This window comes from Rhizobium sp. Root482, from assembly GCF_001426565.1.
GTDB lineage: Bacteria > Pseudomonadota > Alphaproteobacteria > Rhizobiales > Rhizobiaceae > Pararhizobium.
On the sequence record NZ_LMFA01000026.1, the window covers coordinates 274106 to 294859 of the forward strand.

Below are 20754 nucleotides of genomic sequence, written 5' to 3' on the forward strand. Positions count from 1 at the left end.
GCCACATGACTGCCGTGACGGTGCTGGCGCTGGCGCTGGTCGTCGGCGTCGGCGGCTGGGCCGCGACCACGGAATTGTCGAGCGCCGTCGTCGCCGGCGGTACGGTCGTGGTGGAGAATAACGTCAAGAAGATCCAGCATCTGACGGGCGGCATCGTCGAGGAGGTGCTGGTCAAGGAAGGCGAGACCGTCAAGGCAGGCCAGATCCTGCTCAAGCTCGACGGCACCACCGTGCGCGCCAATCTGTCGATCGTCGAGAATACCCTGGCGCAGCTCTATGCCCGCCGGGCCCGCCTGCTTGCCGAACAGCTGGGTTCGGACAATTTCATCATTCCCGAAAACCTCAACGAATTGACGTCTGGCGCGAGCACGCCCGGCTCCGTTCTGGAAGAGAGCGAACGCAAGCTGTTCATCAGCCGGAGGAACGCGCTTGCCGGCATGAAAAGCCAGCTCGCCTCGCGCAAGGACCAGCTTGCCGAGGAGACCAAGGGGCTGACGGTGCAGATCGGCGCCATCGGCGATGCGCTGAAGCTGATCGGCGAGGAGTTGACCGGCCTCGACAAGCTCTATGGCCAAGGCCTCGTTTCCATGCAGAGGCTGACCGAGCTGAAGCGTGACCGCGCCCAGCTCGAGGGCGATCGCGGTGCCCGCATTGCCGCCCGCGCCCAGGCCGCCGGCAGGTCCAGCGAGATCGACCTGCAGATCCTGCAGCTCGACGAAGACCGCCGCACCGAAATTGCCAAGGAACTGACGGATATCGAAGGCAAGATTTCCGAATATGAAGACCGCCGCATCGCTGCCGTGGACCAGTTGAAGCGAATCGACATCCGCGCGCCGCTTGACGGCCGGGTCTACCAGCTGGCCGTGCATACGGTAAACGGCGTCATCCATCCGGGCGAAGTGCTGATGCTGGTCGTGCCGGGCGCCGACAGCCTGACGGTGGAGGCGAAGATCGCCACGCATGACATCGACCAGATCCGTCTCGGCCAGCCGGTGGAAATTCGCTTCAGCGCCTTCAACCAGCACACGACCCCGATCGTCGAGGCCGAAGTCGTCACCATTGCGCCCGATCTCGTCACCGAGGAGCGCAGCGGCATGAGCTACTATCCGCTGCGCATCAAGCCGAAGCCGGAAAGTCTCGCCGCCCTTAAGGGACTGACGCTCTATCCCGGCATGCCGGCCGAAGTGTTCATCAAGATCGCCGACCGGACCGTGCTGTCCTATCTGGCAAAGCCGCTGACCGAGCAGATGAAGCACACGTTCCGCGAGGAATGACGGAATGGCAGGCCGCGCCACCCTAACAGGCCCGGCGCGAACCTATGCCTCGGGATCGGCCGGCAGCGCCCAGTCGATCGGCTCGCGGCCTTTCGAGACAAGAAAATCATTCGCTCGGGAAAAGGGCCTGGTGCCGAAAAAGCCGTTATGGGCCGATAGCGGCGAGGGATGCGGCGACCGGATGACGAGGTGGCGGGCCGGATCGACGAAGGCCGCCTTCTTCTGCGCATAGGCGCCCCAGAGGATGAAGACCACCGGATGGTCCTGCCCGTTGACGGCGCGGATGATCGCATCGGTGAAACGCTCCCAACCCTTGCCCTGATGCGACGCGGCCATGGCGCGCTCGACGGTGAGCACGCTGTTGAGCAGGAGCACGCCCTGGCGCGCCCAGCTTTCGAGGAAACCGTGGCGGACGGGCGCAATGCCGAGATCCCCCTGCAATTCCTTATAAATATTGACGAGCGACGGCGGCGGACGGATGCCCGGCTGGACGCTGAAGGACAGGCCATGGGCCTGCCCCTCGCCATGATAGGGATCCTGCCCGAGGATGACGACCCGAACGGACTCGAGCGGCGTCAGGTCCAGCGCGCGAAAATATTCGCCTCCCCTCGGGAAAATCCGTTTGCCGCTGTCCTTCTCCTGAACAAGAAATCGCTTCAGCTCGGCCATATAGGGGCTGGAAAATTCCGGCTCCAACGCCGCCTTCCAGCTTTCCCCGATCTTCACGGTCGATTCCATCGCGTCAACGGCCTTTCATTTGCAATTCCGATCATCCACGGCTCGGCAAAATCTAACGCCGCGGCATTTGATGACAAGCGACAATCTCGGTTTCCGGTAAAGGAGAATCAATATGTTTATAGAAATATAACGCTGGTCAATTTCGTCCATACCGTTATATCTGTCGGGACAGTTCGATAAATGGGAGGCCGCATGCGCGCCGGACGCCGAACCACGCCGAAATATCTTATCGCACTTGGCATTCTCTGCCTGGGCATAGCAGGGTTGTCCTGCCCGGCTGCCGCCGCGGACAAAGTCACCGTCTTTGCAGCCGCCAGCCTGAAGACCGCGCTCGATGCCGTGAATGCTGCCTGGCAGGTGGAGACAAGCAAGGAAACCACCGCCTCCTATGCCGCAAGCTCGGCATTGGCCAGGCAGATCGAGGCGGGCGCCCCGGCCGATATCTTCATTTCCGCCGATCTCGCCTGGATGGATTATCTCTCCGAAAAGGGCCTTGTTCGCGAGGAAACGCGCGGCAACCTGCTCGGCAACCGTCTCGTTCTGGTGACGGGAAACAAGGATGCAGCGCCAATCGATATTCGCAAGAATTTCGACCTGAAGGGCCTCCTCGGCGACGAAAAGCTGGCCATGGGCGCCGTCCAATCGGTCCCGGCCGGCAAATACGGCAAGGCAGCGCTTGAAAAGCTCGGTGTCTGGGCTTCCGTCGAGGGCAGTGTGGCAGGCGCCGAGAATGTGCGCGCCGCACTGCTCTTGGTTGCGAGGGGCGAAGCGCCCTATGGCATCGTCTATGAGACCGATGCCGCCGCCGAAGACGGCGTGAAGATCGTCGGCACCTTCCCCGAAGGCAGCCATCCGCCGATCGTCTATCCGATCGCCATGACCGCCGATAGCGACAATGCAGACGCCAGGGGCTATATCGAATTCCTCAAATCCGCCAAGGCCGCAGCGCTCTTCCAGGCGCAGGGCTTCACCATCCTGAAATAAGGGGCATCCATTGGGCTTGCTGCAACTGGACTGGCTCGTCTTGAGCGAGGCGGAATGGATGGCGGTCCGACTCAGCCTGCGCGTCTCGCTGGTCGCGATGCTGGCAAGCCTGCCCTTTGCCATCGCCATCGCCATGTTTCTGGCGCGCGGAAAGTTTCGGGGAAAAGCCATTCTCAACGGCGTGGTGCATCTGCCGCTGGTGTTGCCGCCGGTGGTGACCGGCTTTCTGCTGCTGATCCTATTTGGCCGGCGCGGCCCGATCGGCGCCTTTCTGGCCGAATATACCGGCATCACCTTCTCCTTCCGGTGGACGGGCGCTGCGCTTGCCTGCGCCATCATGGCCTTCCCCCTGATGGTGCGCAGCATCCGCCTGTCGGTGGAAGCGGTCGATCGCCGGCTGGAGCAGGCGGCGGCCACACTTGGCGCTGGCCCCGCCTGGGTTTTCCTTACCGTCACCCTGCCTCTTGCCCTGCCCGGCATCATTGCCGGCATGATCCTCGCCTTTGCCAAGGCGATGGGGGAGTTCGGCGCAACCATCACCTTCGTCTCCAACATTCCCGGCGAAACCCAGACCCTGTCCTCGGCGATCTACATATTTACCCAGGTTCCCGGCGGCGAGGCAGGCGCGCTGCGGCTGACGCTGATCTCCGTGGCCGTCTCCATGGCTGCCCTCATGGTCTCGGAGGTCCTTGCAAACCTTGCCGCGCGGAAGGCGGAAACCCAATGACCCTGACCGTGGATATCCGTCATCGGCTGGCGGCCTTCTCCATCGACGCAGCCTTTTCCTGCGATCGGGACGTAACGGCACTTTTCGGACGCTCCGGATCCGGCAAGACATCGCTGGTCAACATCGTCGCCGGCTTGATGAAACCCGATGCCGGCCGCATCGCTCTCGATGACGACGTGCTTTTCGACGGCGGCAGACACATTTTCGTGCCTGCCCACAGGCGCCGCTTCGGTTATGTCTTCCAGGAGGCGCGCCTGTTTCCGCATCTGAGCGTCAGGCACAATCTCGGCTATGGCAGCTGGTTTTCCGGTCGCAAATCAAAGGGGCCGCAATTCAAGCGGATCGTCGATCTGCTCGGCATCGGCGCGCTTCTGGAGCGGTCGCCGGCCAATCTGTCCGGCGGCGAAAAACAGCGCGTCGCCATCGGCCGGGCGCTGCTTTCCAATCCGCGCCTACTCCTGATGGACGAGCCGCTGGCGGCGCTGGACGAGGAGCGCAAGGCGGAAATCCTGCCCTATCTGGAGCGCCTGCGCGACGAGGCGGACATGCCGATCATCTATGTCAGCCATTCGGTCGCCGAGGTGGCGCGGCTGGCGGGCAAAGTCGTCATTCTCGAGAACGGCCGCGTCAGCGCCGCCGGCGATGCGGCCGCCATGCTCAGCCTGCCATCTGCCCTCTCGACCGTCGAGCGCCGGGAGGCAGGCGCCCTGATCGACGGGACCGTCGAAGCGGCCGACGGTGAGCACGGGATCACCACGATCCGCGCCGGTGGCGTGCTGATCCGCATGCCGCATCTGACAGGCGCGATGATCGGAAAGCCGGTGCGGCTGCAAATCGCCGCTCGCGACGTGATGCTGGCGACCAGCCGGCCGGACGGGCTGAGCGCGCTCAACATCCTTCCCGGCGCGATCGTCCAGATCGGCATGCCGGTGGAGGGATCGGTGGATATCCGGCTGGACTGCGGTGGCGTTACGATCGTTTCCCGGATCACGACACTGTCGCGCGACATGCTCGGCCTCAGGCCCGGCATGCGGGTTCATGCGATCGTCAAGAGCGTCGCGCTGGATATATGATCGGCTCGACCGGCGCCTCCGGGTCGCGGTTTTCCTCCAGCCAGGCAATATCATCGGACAGCGCCTGCTCGATCCTCTCCTCCATCGACCGGAACCGGCGGATCAATTCCTCGCCGAAGGGCGTGACGATGGCGCCGCCGCCCTGCTTGCCGCCGCGCTGGGAGGAGACTGCGTCCTCCTTGAACATCCGGTTGAGCGCGCTGACGAGCAGCCAGGCCCGCCGATAGGACATGTCCATCGCCCGACCCGCCGCCGAGATCGAACCGGTCTCGCGGATCAGTTCGAGCAACATGATCTTGCCGCGCCCAAGCCTCTCGGCATGGGGGAAATCGATCCTGAGAACCGGGGTCAGGTCAGGGGCGCTTTTGGTGCTCATGCGGTCGGACGAATGCCTTTCTGGTTCGCGAAAGGCTATCGCACGGGTCGCGCCATGTATAGGCCGACGGCGTTGCGGACAACCGACCTGCTACAGGCACATGCCGCCATCGATGACATGGACATGACCGGTCGTATAGTTGGAAACGTCGCTGCCGAGGTAGACGGCAAGCGCTGCAATTTCCTCCGGCTGGCCGATCCGGCCCATGGGCTGGCGGGCGATGAAGGCGGCGCGGGCTTCCTCGTAATTTCCCTGCGCCCGCATCCGCTCCTCCAGCGACGGCGACTGGACGGTACCCGGGGCGATCGCATTGCAGCGGATTCCCTGCTTGATATAATCGATGGCGACGGATTTGGTGAGCCCGATGACGGCCGCCTTGCTGGCCGAATAGGCAAAGCGGTTGGGCACTCCGGCCGGCACGCCGGCGACGGACGACATATTGATGATCGACCCGCCGCCATTTTCGATCATGCCCGGCAGGAAGGCGCGGATCAGCCGGAACATGGATTTGACGTTGAGATCGAAGGCAAGGTCATAATCCCGTTCATCGGCCTTCAGAATGGTTCCGCCATGGACCACGCCGGCGCAGTTGAACAGCACGTCGATGGTGCCGGTCCTGGCGGCGAAGGCCGAGATCGCCTCCGCATCCATGACATCCAGTTTCTCGACCGAGATGCCGAGCGCCGAAAGTTCGGCCAGCTTTTCAGCATTGATATCCGTTGCGGTGACGATCGCGCCCTCGCGCTGAAAAGCCTCCGCTGCCGCGCGACCGATGCCCTGCGCGGCAGCCGTGATTACCGCGCGCTTGCCGGCCAGAAGTCCACCCATGTCATTTCTCCCTGTCACGGCCGCAACAGGGCCGAATTCGAGCATAGGAATATTCCCGCCGATCCTCATGTCAAGCAGCCTGACGTATTCTTATAGAGAAAAGACATGGTACTGCAGAGAGAAAAGCTGGTCCGGCTTTGGCGGGCCGGTTGACATAGGTCATTCTTCGCGACTTGATCGGCGCATGGACCGCATGCACACCGTCCTCACCCTCTTCAGGAAACAGCCCATGCCCGGCCCGAAACTGGATTCCGTCGAAACCGACCAGGCGCTTCCGCCAAAGGCCTCCGTCGTCGTCATCGGCGGCGGCATCATCGGCGTCAGCACGGCGCTGTTTCTCGCCGAACGCGGCCTCGATGTCGTGCTCTGCGAAAAGGGTGAACTCGGCGGCGAGCAGTCGAGCCGCAACTGGGGCTGGGTCCGGGTCATGGGCCGCGACAGGCGCGAAATACCGCTGGCCGTGGAAGCGCTGAATATCTGGGACGGGCTGGATGCCCGTATCGGCGGCGATACCGGCTACCGACGTTCGGGCATCCTCTATATCGCCGAGACGGACCGGGATATCGCCAACCACGCCACCTGGCTGAAGCTCGCGCAGGCGCATGGACTGGACACGCGCCAGATCGGCGCGGACGAGACGGCGAGCCTGATGCCGGGCGCGGCGCTCCGCTACAAGGGTGCGCTCTATACCCCAAGCGACGCGCGCGCCGAGCCGCAAAAGGCGGTGCCGGCCATTGCCGCCGGCGCCCGCAGGGCCGGAGCGCGCATTGTCACCGGCTGCGCCGTGCGCGGCATTGAGAAAAGTGCCGGCCGCATCAGCGCGGTGATCACCGAGCGCGGCCGAATCGAGACCTCCGCCGTGGTGCTTGCCGGCGGCGCCTGGTCGCGGCTGTTCTGCAAGGGGCTCAATATCCGGCTGCCACAACTGAAGGTGCTCAATTCGGTGCTGCGGACCGGGCCGGCCGCGAATGGGCCGGACGGTGCCGGCGCAACGGCGGCCTATGCCTATCGAAAGCGCCTCGACGGCGGCTATACGATCGCCAATGGCGGCATCAACGGCCACGCGCTGGTGCCTGACAGCTTCGCCTTCTTCCGCGATTTCCAGCCCGCCCGGAAAGCCGAAGGCGAAAGCGTGCAACTGGGGCTCAGTGCCCGAAGCTGGCAGGAACTGTTCGAAATTTCCACGGTGCCGCTCGACCGGCCGGGCGCCTTCGAACGCCACAGGATCCTCGATCCGAAACCCGATCGAAAATCCACGCTTCGGGCGCTGGAGGCGGCATCTGAGGCGCTTCCGGCACTGCGCAACGCGCGGGTGGAACAGGTCTGGGCCGGGCTGATCGACGTGACGCCGGACGCGGTGCCGGTGATTTCCACGCTCGACGCCATCCCCGGCCTCGTCATCGCCACCGGCTTTTCCGGCCATGGCTTCGGCATAGGGCCGGGTGCCGGACATCTTGCCGCCGATCTCGTGATGGGCGAGACGCCGATCGTCAATCCCGCACCGTTCCGCTTCAGCCGCTTTTCCGACGGAACGCCGATCGAGATCGCCCCGCCGGTCTGACCGGCAGGAAGCGATGTCCGCGAGCCGCGCTCAGCCCATACGCTCGGAAGCGTAGGAGCCTGGGCTTGCCGGGAAGACGACGGTGCGGTTGCCGTTGATGAAGGTGCGGTTGTGGATATGGGCGTGCACGGCGCGCGCCAGCACCTGGCTCTCCACATCGCGGCCGATCGAGACGTAATCTTCGGCCGACTGCGCATGGGTGATGCGGGCAATGTCCTGCTCGATGATCGGGCCTTCGTCGAGATCGGCGGTGACGTAATGCGCCGTCGCACCGATCAGCTTCACGCCGCGCTCATAGGCCTGCTTGTAGGGATTGGCACCCTTGAACGACGGCAGGAAGGAATGGTGGATGTTGATGATCCTGCCCGACATTTTCTGGCACATGGAATCCGAAAGAATCTGCATGTAGCGGGCAAGCACGATCAGTTCCGTGCCGGTCTGCTCCACCACCTCCATGATGCGGGCTTCGGCCTGTGCCTTGTTGGCCTTGGTCACCGGAATATGGTGGAAGGGAATGTCGTGGTTGACGACGACCTTCTGGTATTCGAAATGGTTCGAGACGACGCCGACGATATCGATCGGCAGGGCGCCGATCTTCCAGCGGTAGAGCAGGTCGTTGAGGCAATGGCCGAAGCGCGACACCATCAGCAGCACCTTCATGCGGTGCTCGCTATCGAGGATATCCGCCGTCATGCCGAAGCGGGTCTTGACCGCCTCGAAGCCCGCCGTCAGCTTGTCGAGCGCTGCGCCCTCCTGGCTGATGAAGGTCAGCCGCATGAAGAAGAGCCCGGTTTCCATATCGTCGAACTGCGAGCTGTCGGTGATATAGCAGCCCTCATCCGCCAGATAGCCGGTGATCGCCGCGACGATACCGCGCGTGGATTTGCAGGAAACGGTCAGCACATAGCTCTTCATCGATCAGTCTCTCGCCTCGAGGTCTCGGCCGGCCCATCCGGCCAGCAATGTGGAACGGAAGCTAGCGCGATGCCAATCCGTGCGCCCATCCGATTCGCGACATCGGATAGCAGGAAAAGACCGTGCCCGCAGTCACTTTTCAGCGGCACTGCCACCGATGGGAAACATCATCGGATTGTCGTTGCGCGACGGGGCAAATTTCCGCATTCTTGTGACGTGCCCGTTCGGGGCGGTTCGCCGCAATATCGGGCCTGCAGCAAGGAGGAATTGGCATGGCCAAGGGACAAATGAAAAGCAACAAGGAAGTCAGGAAGCCGAAGAAGGACAAGGTCGCGGCAAAAGCCCCGGCAGCCTTCGGTTCGGCGGTCAAGCAGGCGGAAGCGAGCAAGCCCGCCGGCAAGCCGAAAGGCTGAATGCCACGGACAAAGCCGGCCCAATGTCATGGCCAGGTGCCGGCTTTTTCATCTCAGCTTTTTACTACGGCTGGGAAGGCGTGAAATTGGCCACCAGCGCATGCCGGTCGCCGGGATAAATCAGCCGCACATGGGTGATATAGGCACCATTGCTCCAGGTGCGGCGCTCGACCGTCAGGCAGGCGGCTTGCGGCGCGATGCCAAGGGCCGCCGCGACATCGCCATCGGCAGACGTCGCCCGGATCGTATGCTCCGCGGCACTCCAGGGGACCTGGTTGACCAGCCAGGGGCCGGGCGCCATTTCCATGAAGGTCTCGGCCTCGGCCTCCGGCACCGCTTCCAGATTGATCAGCCGCTCTTCCAGGCAGAAGGGCCGCTGCCCGGCAAAATGCCGGCAGGTCACATCAAGCACCGGGACCGAGGTGGCAAGGCTCAGCCGCAGCCGGTCCGCCGCATTGCTTTTACGCTTGGCGCGCGCCGACAGGCTGTAAGCATAGGGCAGGCCGAGCGATTGTACTTCCAGCTTGATATCGCGGATTTCCAGCACCGCCGATTGCGCCTGTGGCTGGGTGACGTAGCTACCGGACTTGCGGCGCCGCTCGATCAGGCCGGTCTTGGCCAATTGCGACAGCGCCTTGTTGACGGTCATGCGCGAGCATCCATACTGTTCGGCAAGATCGACCTCGAAGGGAATCCGAAAGCCCGGCTGCCATTCGCCCGACAGGATGCGGCCTTCGATATCGCCGAGAATGCGTCGATGCAGCGACATTTCGCCCTTCGGCCCGGCAAACGCCGTGCCGGCCTCCCGATCTGAATCGTCCGCTGATTTCACCATGCTCGCCTTCAAACCAATCGCCCGTTCCTAACAGACTTCAGCCGGCCGCGCCTACCCTGGAAAACGGCGCGTGGGGAATTCAAGCCAGAAGTTCGGCCATCGCCTTCCTGAACCCGGCGCCGATTTCGTCGCGGCGGAGATGGCGACCGTCTTCTACCTGCTTGCGGCCAGCGACCCAGACAGTGTCCGGCCGGGTCCCACTAGCGAAAAGCCAGGAATCGAGCACCGTATCATCAGCCAGGCCGCCGATCTTCGGCATCCGCAGGCTGACGAAATCCGCCGGATTGCCAACCGCCAGTCCCGTCCGCGACCCGAGCGCCGCGGCACCGCCGTCAAGCGCACCGTCGAACAGGGCGCGCCCGGTGGATTGGCCGGCCGCAGCCAGCACATTGCGCGAGCGGTGTACGAGCCGCTGCGAATATTCGAACTGGCGCAATTCGTCGGAAATGCCGATGAGGATATTGGAATCCGAGCCGATGCCGAACCGGCCGCCGGCATCGCCGAAAACGACCGCATTGAAGGTGCCGTCGCCAAGATTGGCCTCGGTTATCGGGCAAAGGCCGGCAATTGCGCCGCTTTGAGCCATGCGGCTGGTTTCCGCGTCGGTCATATGCGTCGCATGGATCAGGCACCAGCGGCCATCGAGCTTCGCATTGTCGATGAGCCATTCGACCGGACGGGCGCCCGACCAGGCAAGGCAATCCTCCACTTCCTTGACCTGCTCGGCCACATGGATATGGATCGGCCCATCCTTGGCCATGGCGATGACGGCGGAAAGCTCCTTAGGCGTCACGGCGCGCAGACTGTGCGGCGCCACGCCGACATTGCCTGCCGGCAAGCCTGCGACCGCCGAACGGCAGCCCTCCAGCAGGCGGGCAAAGCTGTCGGTCGTATTGATGAATCGGCGCTGTCCCTCGTTCGGCGCTGCGCCGCCGAAACCCGAATGCGCGTAGAAGACCGGAAGCAGCGTCAGGCCGATGCCTGTCATGGATGCGGCGGCCGCGATCCGCTGGGCCATTTCGGAGAGATCGGCATAGGCACCGCCGTCGATATCATGATGGAGATAGTGGAACTCGCCGACACGGGAGAAACCCGCCTCGAGCATTTCCATGTAGAGCTGGCCGGCGACGGCCTCGACATGGTCGGGCGTCATCGTCAGCGCGAAGCGGTACATGACGTTGCGCCAGCTCCAGAAACTGTCCGCGCCCGGACCGCGCACTTCGGCAAGACCGGCCATGCCACGCTGGAAGGCATGGCTGTGCAGATTCGGCATGCCGGGCACGAGGATGGCGTGCCGTTCCTCGCCCGGCTGCGCCTCTATTCCTGTCTCGATGGAGGCGATCTGCCCCTGCTCGAACGAAATGCGCACATCCCGCTGCCATCCTTGCGGCAATAGCGCCGATTTCACATGAAGACTGTCCAAGGTCCTATCCTCCCCGAAAACGATGGGATCAAAAAATCGCTTGCGCTCATTTTCTATATGTCTATACATAATAACACGAGAAGGAAAGGCGCAAAACCATGTCTTCCATAAAATCGAAACCCGCCGCCTGCGACCGCCTCTGGCGCAATGCCCGGCTGGCAACTCTCGACCCGGCCCTGCCCGGCCTTGGTCTTGTCGAGAATGGTGTCATCGCGGCTGCGGACGGACGCATCCTCTATGCCGGCAGCGAGGCCGGACTGCCTTTCCCCCTGGATCAAGCCGCAGAGGTCGTCGATTGCGGCGGACGCTGGATCACGCCGGGGCTGATCGATTGCCATACCCATCTGGTCCATGCCGGCGACCGCGCCAATGAATTCGAGATGCGGCTTGCCGGTGCCGGCTATGAGGAAATCGCGCGCGCCGGCGGCGGTATTGTTTCCTCCGTCCGGTCCTTGCGCGAAGCCAGCGAAGACGCGCTGGTGCACCAGTCCCTCCCCCGGCTGGACGCATTGATCGCCGAGGGCGTGACCACCATCGAGATCAAGTCCGGCTATGGGCTCGACCTCGAAAACGAGGCCAAGACATTGCGCGCCGCGCGCCGCTTGGCGGATGAACGCGACATCGCCGTGCGCACTACCTTTCTCGGCGCCCATGCCCTGCCGCCGGAATATAGGGACGACAGGACAGGCTATGTCGCGAAAATCGTCAACGACATGCTGCCGGCCATCTCCGCCGAGGGGCTTGCCGATGCGGTCGACGGTTTTTGCGAGGGCATCGCCTTCTCGACCGACGAAATGCGGCAGGTGTTCGACGCGGCACGGGCTCACGGCCTGCCGGTCAAGCTGCATGCCGATCAATTGTCCAACCTGCACGGCGCGGCGCTCGCCGCCGAATATGGCGCGCTGTCGGCCGATCATCTCGAATATACCGACGAGGCCGGGGCAGAAGCCATGGCGAAGAGCGGCACCGTCGCCGTCATCCTGCCCGGCGCCTTCTATTTCATCCGCGAAACGAAGAAGCCGCCGATCGACCTGTTCCGCAGGGCCGGCGTCGCGATGGCGATCGCCACCGACAACAATCCCGGCACCGCGCCGCTGACTTCGCTGCTCCTGACCATGAACATGGCGGCGACCCTGTTCGGCATGACGGTGGACGAGTGCATCGCCGGCGTGACGCGGGAAGCAGCCCGGGCGCTCGGCCTCTTAGGCCAGGTGGGAACGCTGGAGCCGGGCAAATGGGCCGATTTCGCCATCTGGGACATCGAACGGCCGGCCGAACTTGTCTACCGCATGGGCTTCAACCCGCTTCATGCGCGCATCCGCAACGGACATTGAGGGAGACACGGGCGAGCCCGTGCATTGGTGAGGACTTTTGATGACCCTTGTTCTTCAGCCGGGCTCTGTCCCGCTTTCGACACTCGAAACCATCTATTGGACCGGCGAACCCGCCCAGCTCGATCCCTCCTTCGACGCGGGCATCGAGAAGGCCGCGGCCCGCATCGCCGAGATCGCCGCGGGCAATGCGCCGGTCTATGGCATCAATACCGGCTTCGGCAAGCTGGCCAGCATCAAGATCGATTCCGCCGATGTCGCGACGCTGCAGCGCAATCTGATCCTGTCCCACTGCTGCGGTCTCGGCCGGCCGCTTGACGAGAATATCGTGCGGCTGATCATGGCCTTGAAGCTGGTATCGCTCGGTCGTGGCGCATCCGGCGTGCGGCTGGAGCTGATCCGCCTGATCGAGGCGATGCTGGAAAAGGGTGTCATCCCGCTCATCCCGGAAAAGGGCTCCGTCGGCGCCTCCGGCGACCTGGCGCCGCTTGCCCATATGGCGGCGGTGATGATGGGCGAAGGCGAGGCCTTCCACAACGGCGAAAGGCTCGATGCGCGCACGGCGCTGGAGCGCGCCGGGCTGGTGCCGGTCGTGCTTGCGGCCAAGGAAGGTCTGGCGCTGATCAACGGCACGCAGGTCTCCACCGCGCTGGCGCTCGCCGGCCTGTTCCGCGCCCATCGCGCAGCGCAATCGGCACTGATCACCGGCGCGCTGTCCACCGATGCCGCCATGGGCTCCTCGGCGCCGTTCCATCCCGATATCCATACGCTGCGCGGCCACAAGGGCCAGATCGACGCCGCCGCTGCCCTTCGCGGACTGCTCAAGGGATCGGTGATCCGCGAAAGCCATATCGAAGGCGACGAGCGGGTCCAGGACCCCTATTGCATCCGCTGCCAGCCGCAGGTCGATGGCGCCTGCCTCGACCTCCTGCGCTCGGTTGCCCGCACGCTGGAAATCGAGGCCAATGCGGTCACCGACAATCCGCTCGTCCTGTCGGACAATTCGGTCGTTTCCGGCGGCAATTTCCACGCCGAGCCGGTGGCCTTCGCCGCCGACCAGATCGCTCTTGCGGTCTGCGAGATCGGAGCGATTTCGCAGCGCCGTATCGCGCTCCTGGTCGATCCGGCCCTGAGCTACGGCCTGCCGGCCTTCCTTGCCAAGAAACCCGGCCTCAATTCCGGGCTGATGATCGCCGAAGTCACCTCGGCCGCGCTGATGTCAGAAAACAAGCAGATGTCGCATCCGGCTTCCGTCGATTCCACCCCGACCTCGGCCAATCAGGAAGACCATGTCTCCATGGCCTGCCACGGCGCCCGCCGACTGTTGCAGATGACCGACAACCTGTTCGGGATCATCGGCATCGAGGCACTGACGGCGGCCCAGGGCATCGACTTCCGCAGCCCGCTGACGACCAGCCCGGAGCTGAACAGGGCGCTTGCCGCCATCCGCAAGGCCGTGCCGACCCTGGAGGTCGACCGCTACATGGCAAACGATCTGAAGGTAGCCAGCGATCTGATTGCCGTCGGCGCGCTGAACAGCGCGGTATCCGGCGGAATTCTGCCGGCATTGGAGGGGTGAGGATGGGCAGAATCATCACCTGCGCAACGGTGCACCTCCCCTTCTCCCCAGCAGGGAGAAGTGCCGAGCGCATGCGAGGCGATGAGGGGGTCTTCGCCGCAAACTCGGAGCCAGTCGCCCCCCTCATCCGGCACTTCGTGCCACCTTCTCCCCGCTGGGGAGAAGAGGGAGCAAGGCGGCTGTCCTGCGAGACGGCCTACAAGAGGGAGGGGTTCCTATGACCATCTTCGAAATCACCCAGGGCAATTCTCCCGTCATTCTGGCGTTTCCCCATACGGGCGTCACGATGCCCACCGATATCCATGACCGGCTCAACGACAATGGCCGGATCCTTGCCGACACCGATTGGCATATCCACGATCTCTATGCCGGCCTGCTGCCGCAGGCGACGACGGTACGGGCGACATTCCATCGCTATGTCATCGACGCCAATCGCGATCCGGAAGGCGTCAGCCTCTACCCCGGCCAGAACACGACCGGGCTCGTGCCCATGACCGATTTCGATGGCGTTCCGATCTGGAAGGACGGCGAGCAGCCGACCGAAGCCGATATCGCCGCCGGTCTTGCCGGTTTCCACGCGCCCTATCACGCGGCGCTTGCGGCCGAGATCGAGCGAGTGAAGGCGTTCCACGGCATCGCCGTGCTCTATGACTGCCATTCGATCCGCTCTGACATCCCGTTCCTGTTCGAGGGGCTGTTGCCCGATTTCAACATCGGCACCGCTGGCGGCACGACCTGCGATCCCACAATCCAGAACGCAGCCGTCGATGTCGCCATGGGCGCTGCGGAATACACCAGCGTTCTCAACGGCCGATTCAAGGGCGGGTGGACGACGCGCCATTATGGCCGTCCGGAAACCGGGGTCCACGCCATCCAGATGGAACTGGCCCAATCCTCCCATCTCGCCACTGAGACGCCGCCTTTCGCCTATGACCGACAGAAGGCCGACAAGCTTCGCATTCACCTGAAAGATATTCTGGCGCGCATCGAAACCGTCGCGCTGACGCTGGCACACACCAAAAGGGGAACCAGATGACCAATCCTCGTCACAATATCCGCGACGTTCGCGCAGCCCGGGGTACGGAGCTTACCGCCAAGTCCTGGCTCACCGAAGCGCCGCTGCGCATGCTGATGAACAATCTCGACCCGGACGTGGCCGAGAACCCGCATGAACTGGTGGTCTATGGCGGCATCGGCCGTGCCGCCCGCACCTGGGCCGATTTCGACAAGATCGTCGAAACACTGCGCGATCTCAACGAGGACGAGACGCTGATGGTGCAGTCCGGTAAGCCGGTCGGCGTGTTCCGCACCCACAAGGACGCACCGCGCGTGCTGATCGCCAATTCCAACCTCGTGCCGCACTGGGCGAACTGGGATCATTTCAACGAGCTGGATAAGAAGGGCCTGGCCATGTACGGCCAGATGACCGCCGGCTCGTGGATCTATATCGGCACGCAGGGCATCGTCCAGGGCACCTACGAGACCTTCGTGGAAGCCGGCCGCCAGCATTACGGCGGCGATCTCAAGGGCAGATGGGTGCTGACCGGCGGCCTCGGCGGCATGGGCGGCGCCCAGCCGCTGGCCGCCGTCATGGCAGGCGCCTCGTGCCTTGCCGTCGAATGCAATCCGGATTCAATCGATTTCCGTCTGCGTACCCGCTATCTCGATGAAAAGGCGGAAACGCTCGACGAGGCGATGGAGATGATCGAGCGCTGGACGGCCGCCGGCGAGGCAAAATCCGTCGGGCTTTTGGGCAATACTGCCGAAATCCTGCCGGAAATGGTCCGTCGCGGCATCCGCCCGGACATGGTCACCGACCAGACCTCGGCGCATGACCCGATCAACGGCTACCTGCCCAAGGGCTGGACGATGGCGCAGTGGAAGGCCAAGCGCGAAAGCGACCCGAAGGCTGTCGAGAAGGCGGCCTGCGCCTCGATGCGCGAACATGTGGAGGCGATGATCGCCTTCCAGGACATGGGTGTCCCGACCTTCGACTACGGCAACAATATCCGTCAGGTCGCCAAGAACGAGGGGCTTGAAAACGCCTTTGCCTTCCCCGGCTTCGTGCCGGCCTATATCCGCCCGCTGTTTTGCCGCGGCATCGGCCCGTTCCGCTGGGCGGCATTGTCGGGCGATCCCGAAGACATCTACAAGACCGACGCCAAGGTGAAGGAACTCACCCCCGGCAATACCCATCTGCACAACTGGCTCGACATGGCGCGCGAGCGCATCGCCTTCCAGGGCCTGCCGGCGCGCATCTGCTGGGTCGGGCTCGGCGACCGCGAACGGCTTGGCCTCGCCTTCAACGAAATGGTCCGCACCGGCGAATTGAAGGCCCCTGTCGTCATCGGCCGCGACCATCTCGACTCAGGATCGGTCGCCTCGCCCAACCGCGAGACCGAAGCGATGAAGGATGGGTCCGACGCCGTTTCCGACTGGCCGCTGCTGAACGCGCTGCTCAACACCGCCTCGGGCGCCACCTGGGTATCGCTGCACCACGGCGGCGGCGTCGGCATGGGCTTTTCCCAGCATTCCGGCATGGTCATCTGCTGCGACGGCACCGAAGATGCCGACCGCCGCATCGCCCGGGTGCTGTGGAACGACCCTGCTACCGGCGTCATGCGCCATGCCGATGCCGGCTATGACATCGCGATCGACTGCGCCAGGGAAAAGGGCCTGCGGCTGCCCGGCATACTCGGGAACTAATTTATGGAAGGGCGGCGCAGGTCGCCCTTCTTCGTTTTCATCAGGGAGGAGTCAACATGACAGATTTAGCAACACAGAGCGGCGGCTCGCGCAGCAGCGCGGCCTTCAAGCTCGTTTTCTTCAGTCTTATCGGCATCGTAATGTTCTTCGTGCCGGTCACCATTGCCGGTAAATCCACGATCCTGCTCGATCACGCCGCAACGGCCATTTCGAGCCAGCTTCGTCCGGCCGCCATCGTCTTCGTCTGCCTGCTGATGGCCTATGGCGCGCTTGCGCCCTTCGTTCGCGGCAGCTGGAAAAAGTCCGTCACCGAGATGATCTTCTCCGTGCTGCGGCTGCTCGGTCTCGCCCTGGCGCTCATGTATCTTGCAGGCGTCGGCCCGGCGAGCTTCTTCACACCGGACATGCTGCCCTTTCTCTTCGACAAGCTGGTGCTGTCCGTCGGCCTGATCGTGCCGATCGGCGCCCTGGCGCTGGCCTTTCTGATCGGCTTCGGCCTCCTGGAATTCACCGGAGTGCTGGTGCAGCCGATCATGCGTCCGATCTGGCGCACCCCCGGCTGGTCGGCCATCGACGCCGTGGCCTCCTTCGTCGGCAGCTATTCGATTGCGCTTCTGATCACCGATCGCGTCTTCAAGGAAGGCAAATATACGGTGCGCGAAGCGGCGATCATCGCAACGGGCTTCTCGACCGTCTCGGCCACCTTCATGATCATCGTCGCCAAGACACTGGGGCTGATGGAGGCCTGGAACCTCTATTTCTGGACGACCCTCGTTGTCACCTTCATCGTATCGGCGATAACCGCCCGCCTCTGGCCGATCACCGGCATGGATCACCCGGCCGATCGCGACCAGCCCCTTCCGGCCGGTAAGGGACGCCTGCAGACGGCCATCGATGTCGGCATCGAGCAGGCACAGGTGGCCACCAGCCTTCCCGTCCTGCTGCGCGATACCTTCATCGACGGCCTGCGCATGGCGGCGATGATCCTGCCCAGCATCATGGCCGTCGGCCTGCTCGGCCTGCTTGCCGCCAAATATACGCCGATCTTCGATCTCCTCGGCCTGACGCTCTATCCCTTCACCTGGATCGCGCAATTCGCCGATCCGATGCTGGCGGCCAAATCCATGGCGGCAGGTCTTGCGGAAATGTTCCTTCCCGCGATCCTGCTCAAGGAAGCGGATATCGGCCTGAAATTCGTGGCAGCGGTCGTTTCGGTCAGCCAGGTCCTGTTCCTGTCGGCCTCGATCCCTTGCGTGCTTGCAACCTCGATACCGCTCAGCTTCCGCGATCTGCTGGTGATCTGGTATATCCGCACCGGGCTCAGCATCCTGTTCACGGCGCCGGTCGCCTGGCTGGCGATCTCCATGGGCTGGCTGGGCTGATGTCCTTCCGGATCCTCAAGGCATCCGATTATCGCCGCATGCCGTGGAAGAACGGCGGCGGCGAGACGGTGGAAATCGCCGTGTTTCCGCCAACTGCCGATCTCGCCAGCTTCGGCTGGCGAGTGAGCATGGCGACAGTGGCGGATAATGGTCCCTTCTCCGTCTTCCCCGGCATCGACCGGACCCTTGCCGTGCTTCAGGGTGAAGGCATGGAACTCGACATTGCCGGACGGACGCCGATGCTTTTGACGCAGGCTTCCGCGCCACTCGCCTTTCCGGCGGATGCGGCGACATGGGCGCGGCTCGTCTCCGGCGCCATCACCGATCTCAACATCATGACCCGGCGCGGACAATGGACGCACCGGGTCGAGAGGCGGATAGTCGAAGGGCAGCATGGTCTCGATGCCGAAGGAGGCGTAACCCTTTTTCTGCCGCTAGGCCCTCTCCGCATCGATGCGGACGACCGCGCGGTCGAACTTGAAAGGCTGGATTGCGCCCTGCTTGATGGCCCCGTGGAGATCACAGCGGACTTGCCGGTAGAGGCCTATCTGATCCGCCTGACGCCGGTCTAAGCAAGGCTGGCCGGCGCAGTCTGTACCTATTGCGCCGGCACGACGCTTTCGGCCGGCCAGAACTGCAGGGCCATGTCGACGACGCGGTACAATTCCGCCCGGTTCGCGCCGGATGCCGCCTGGATGGCAGTACCTTGGGAAACGGTCATGATGTAACGGGCAAGATCGTCGGGCTCATGCCCCTCCGGCAAGTCGCCCTCTTCAGCCGCACGGGCGAAACGCTCGGCCAGGTCGCGCTCGCCGCGATGGCGGTTCTCGACCAGACATTTCTGGATTTCGGCGGCTGCCTCGCTGCAGGCAAGCGCCCCGTTGATCCCCATGCAGCCGCTCGGCCCCGTTTCGGCCGTCTGGCTATCGGCAAAGCCGCGCAGGATCTTTTCAGCGACGATGCGGGCTCTCGGCTCCTTCAAAGCCTCGTGAAAGAAGTACATCTTGGTGCGCTGGTAACGCTCCAACGCCTTGAGAAACAGGCCCTCCTTGTTGCCGAAAACGCCGTAGAGGCTCGGCTTGGTGATGCCCATGCCATCGGTGAGGTCGGTCAGTGACGTACCTTCATAGCCTTTTCGCCAGAAGAGCTCCATCGCTGTTTCCAGTGCCTCGTCGACGTCAAATTCCCTTGGCCGTCCCATGAATTCGGACCCTCCCGAATTTTTTTATACCGATCGGTATATAATTCGATTGACATTTATGGGTTCACGAACCTATTTCTATACCGAACGGTATTGAACGTCAATGCTCATACGGACTTCGGCTCCCACGAAGTCCTGCGAGCCCCGCCTCCGGGCCAAGATTCAGGATCGCCGCCATGTCATTTAGAACTTTCAGAACCAAACTTCTCGTCACCGGCATCCTGCTGGCAGTAGCGACCATCACGCCGACGATCGTCTTCGAACTGCAGGGAAGCCCCGCCGGCAGCGGCAATGCCGCCGATGCCTCTGCCGCGGCACCCGCCGCAATTCCTGTCTCCGTGGCTTCCGTTGAGGCAAGGCAGATCACCGAGTGGAGGCAATTCTCCGGGCGGCTGGAAGCGGTCGATCATGTCGATCTGCGATCGCGCGTCGCCGGCGCCATCCAGTCCGTCCACTTCCAGGAAGGCGCCATCGTCAAGAAGGGCGATCTCCTCGTCACCATCGACCCAGCGCCCTACCAGGCGGAAGTCGCCCGCGCCCGGGCAAGCGTCACCGCGGCGCAAGCCCGTGCGTCGCTCGCCGGCACCGAACTGAAGCGCGGCAAGCAGTTGCTCGCCTCCAACGCCATTTCGCAGAGCGACTACGACCAGCGCCTGATCGGCCAGGCAAGCGCCAATGCCGAGCTTGAAGCCGCCCGCGCCGTGCTGCAATCGGCGGCGCTCAATCTGGGCTATACCGAAATCCGCGCGCCGATCACCGGCCGTGTCGGCAAGATCGAGATCACCGCCGGCAATCTGATCGCCGCCGGCACCGCCTCGCCGGTCCTCACCCGCCTGGTGTCGCTGAGCCCGATCTATGCGAGCTTCGAGGCCGGCGAGGACATCGTCGCCGGTATTTTCGCGGACCTGCCCAAAGGCGTGAATGCCCGCAATTTCATCGATCGCGTTCCCGTGCGCATGGATGTCGCTGCCCGCTCCGGCATCGAGGGCACGCTCCAGCTGATCGACAACAGCGTCGATCCGCAAAGCGGCACGATCCGGGTTCGCGCCGTGTTCGATAATGCCGATGGCGCATTGCTGCCGGGCCAGTTCGCCCGGCTGAACATGGGCGCGGCAAAGACGGAAGACGCCGTGCTGATCCAGGAACGGGCGATCGGCACCGACCAGAACAAGAAATATGTAATGGTCGTTACCCCGGACAATATTGTCGAGTATCGCGAAATCACCCTGGGTCGATTGTCTGAAGGTCTTCGGGTGGTGACGTCCGGGCTGAAGGCCAAGGAACGCATCGTCGTCAACGGCCTCCAGCGCATTCGCCCCGGCGCGCTCGTCGCACCCGAGATGGTATCGATGACACGGGATGCGCACCCCGACCAGCAAGCCTCCCTCTCGCAATAGTCTTTTCCCGG

The 20754-nt window shown here is 63.5% G+C and carries 20 protein-coding genes; 13 read left to right on the forward strand and 7 right to left on the reverse strand.

The annotated features are described in order from the left end of the window. The first annotated feature begins 5 nt into the window (after positions 1-5). On the forward strand, positions 6-1274 hold the full coding sequence (locus ASD31_RS24165) for an HlyD family type I secretion periplasmic adaptor subunit (RefSeq protein WP_056340722.1): 1269 nt from the start codon (positions 6-8) through the stop codon (positions 1272-1274). Between the two features lie 42 nt (positions 1275-1316). Here ASD31_RS24165 and ung read toward each other — a convergent pair whose 3' ends face one another. After that, the gene (ung, locus tag ASD31_RS24170; protein WP_056340194.1) at positions 1317-2012 is read right to left on the reverse strand and encodes a uracil-DNA glycosylase; all 696 of its coding nucleotides are present in this window, start codon (positions 2010-2012) and stop codon (positions 1317-1319) included. Between the two features lie 192 nt (positions 2013-2204). On the opposite strand from ung, the gene modA reads away from it, so the two are divergent. Genes modA through modC form a run of 3 tightly spaced genes read left to right on the forward strand, consistent with a single transcriptional unit; the run spans position 2205 to position 4796 of the window. After that, positions 2205-2996: a molybdate ABC transporter substrate-binding protein gene (modA, locus tag ASD31_RS24175; RefSeq protein WP_056340197.1), complete on the forward strand. Its 792-nt coding sequence runs from the start codon at positions 2205-2207 to the stop codon at positions 2994-2996. A 25-nt stretch (positions 2997-3021) separates the two neighbouring features. Continuing rightward, complete coding sequence (gene modB, locus ASD31_RS24180) at positions 3022-3723, forward strand: molybdate ABC transporter permease subunit (protein WP_056340725.1); 702 nt, start codon at positions 3022-3024, stop codon at positions 3721-3723. Then, positions 3720-4796 (forward strand): molybdenum ABC transporter ATP-binding protein, encoded by a 1077-nt coding sequence (modC, locus tag ASD31_RS24185; RefSeq protein WP_056340200.1) that lies wholly within the window; start codon positions 3720-3722, stop codon positions 4794-4796. Before modB ends, modC begins: the two co-directional genes overlap by 4 nt. Here the strand turns inward: modC and ASD31_RS24190 are convergent. Both ASD31_RS24190 and ASD31_RS24195 read right to left on the reverse strand, forming a co-directional pair. Beyond that, positions 4771-5172, reverse strand: a complete 402-nt coding sequence (locus tag ASD31_RS24190) for a winged helix-turn-helix domain-containing protein (protein WP_056340203.1) — start codon at positions 5170-5172, stop codon at positions 4771-4773. The two genes, modC and ASD31_RS24190, sit on opposite strands and share 26 nt — an antisense overlap. A gap of 90 nt (positions 5173-5262) precedes the next feature. Then, on the reverse strand, positions 5263-6000 hold the full coding sequence (locus tag ASD31_RS24195; RefSeq protein ID WP_056340206.1) for an SDR family oxidoreductase: 738 nt from the start codon (positions 5998-6000) through the stop codon (positions 5263-5265). A gap of 229 nt (positions 6001-6229) precedes the next feature. Here ASD31_RS24195 and ASD31_RS24200 point away from each other — a divergent pair, with 229 nt between their 5' ends. Continuing rightward, complete coding sequence (locus ASD31_RS24200; RefSeq protein WP_056340209.1) at positions 6230-7561, forward strand: NAD(P)/FAD-dependent oxidoreductase; 1332 nt, start codon at positions 6230-6232, stop codon at positions 7559-7561. 30 nt (positions 7562-7591) lie between these two features. Here ASD31_RS24200 and purU read toward each other — a convergent pair whose 3' ends face one another. After that, positions 7592-8476: a formyltetrahydrofolate deformylase gene (gene purU / locus ASD31_RS24205; RefSeq protein WP_056340212.1), complete on the reverse strand. Its 885-nt coding sequence runs from the start codon at positions 8474-8476 to the stop codon at positions 7592-7594. Between the two features lie 272 nt (positions 8477-8748). Between purU and ASD31_RS26415 the strand changes: the two genes are divergently transcribed. After that, entirely contained in the window at positions 8749-8889 is a 141-nt protein-coding gene (locus tag ASD31_RS26415) for a hypothetical protein (RefSeq protein ID WP_200952255.1), read from the forward strand. Positions 8890-8953: 64 nt separating this feature from the next. Here ASD31_RS26415 and hutC read toward each other — a convergent pair whose 3' ends face one another. Then, positions 8954-9658: a histidine utilization repressor gene (hutC, locus tag ASD31_RS24210; RefSeq protein WP_056340728.1), complete on the reverse strand. Its 705-nt coding sequence runs from the start codon at positions 9656-9658 to the stop codon at positions 8954-8956. A gap of 145 nt (positions 9659-9803) precedes the next feature. After that, the gene (locus ASD31_RS24215) at positions 9804-11147 is read right to left on the reverse strand and encodes a formimidoylglutamate deiminase (protein ID WP_056340215.1); all 1344 of its coding nucleotides are present in this window, start codon (positions 11145-11147) and stop codon (positions 9804-9806) included. Positions 11148-11245: 98 nt separating this feature from the next. Between ASD31_RS24215 and hutI the strand changes: the two genes are divergently transcribed. From hutI to ASD31_RS24250, 6 genes are all read left to right on the forward strand, one after another. Beyond that, positions 11246-12481: an imidazolonepropionase gene (gene hutI, locus ASD31_RS24220; RefSeq protein ID WP_056340217.1), complete on the forward strand. Its 1236-nt coding sequence runs from the start codon at positions 11246-11248 to the stop codon at positions 12479-12481. 40 nt (positions 12482-12521) lie between these two features. After that, the gene (gene hutH / locus ASD31_RS24225; protein ID WP_056340221.1) at positions 12522-14057 is read left to right on the forward strand and encodes a histidine ammonia-lyase; all 1536 of its coding nucleotides are present in this window, start codon (positions 12522-12524) and stop codon (positions 14055-14057) included. 217 nt (positions 14058-14274) lie between these two features. Further along, positions 14275-15093, forward strand: coding sequence for an N-formylglutamate deformylase (gene hutG, locus ASD31_RS24235; protein ID WP_056340226.1), 819 nt, complete (start codon positions 14275-14277; stop codon positions 15091-15093). Then, positions 15090-16763 carry a urocanate hydratase gene (gene hutU / locus ASD31_RS24240; RefSeq protein ID WP_056340229.1) on the forward strand — a complete coding sequence of 558 codons (1674 nt, stop codon included), beginning with the start codon at positions 15090-15092 and terminating at the stop codon, positions 16761-16763. Before hutG ends, hutU begins: the two co-directional genes overlap by 4 nt. Positions 16764-16819: 56 nt before the next feature. Next, positions 16820-18145, forward strand: coding sequence for a YjiH family protein (locus ASD31_RS24245; RefSeq protein WP_056340232.1), 1326 nt, complete (start codon positions 16820-16822; stop codon positions 18143-18145). Then, positions 18145-18717, forward strand: a complete 573-nt coding sequence (locus ASD31_RS24250; protein ID WP_082520685.1) for a HutD family protein — start codon at positions 18145-18147, stop codon at positions 18715-18717. Before ASD31_RS24245 ends, ASD31_RS24250 begins: the two co-directional genes overlap by 1 nt. A 26-nt stretch (positions 18718-18743) precedes the next feature. On the opposite strand, the gene ASD31_RS24255 is transcribed toward ASD31_RS24250, so the two are convergent. Further along, on the reverse strand, positions 18744-19346 hold the full coding sequence (locus ASD31_RS24255; RefSeq protein ID WP_056340235.1) for a TetR/AcrR family transcriptional regulator: 603 nt from the start codon (positions 19344-19346) through the stop codon (positions 18744-18746). A gap of 176 nt (positions 19347-19522) precedes the next feature. On the opposite strand from ASD31_RS24255, the gene ASD31_RS24260 reads away from it, so the two are divergent. After that, positions 19523-20743, forward strand: coding sequence for an efflux RND transporter periplasmic adaptor subunit (locus ASD31_RS24260; RefSeq protein ID WP_056340238.1), 1221 nt, complete (start codon positions 19523-19525; stop codon positions 20741-20743). Positions 20744-20754 lie beyond the last annotated feature (11 nt).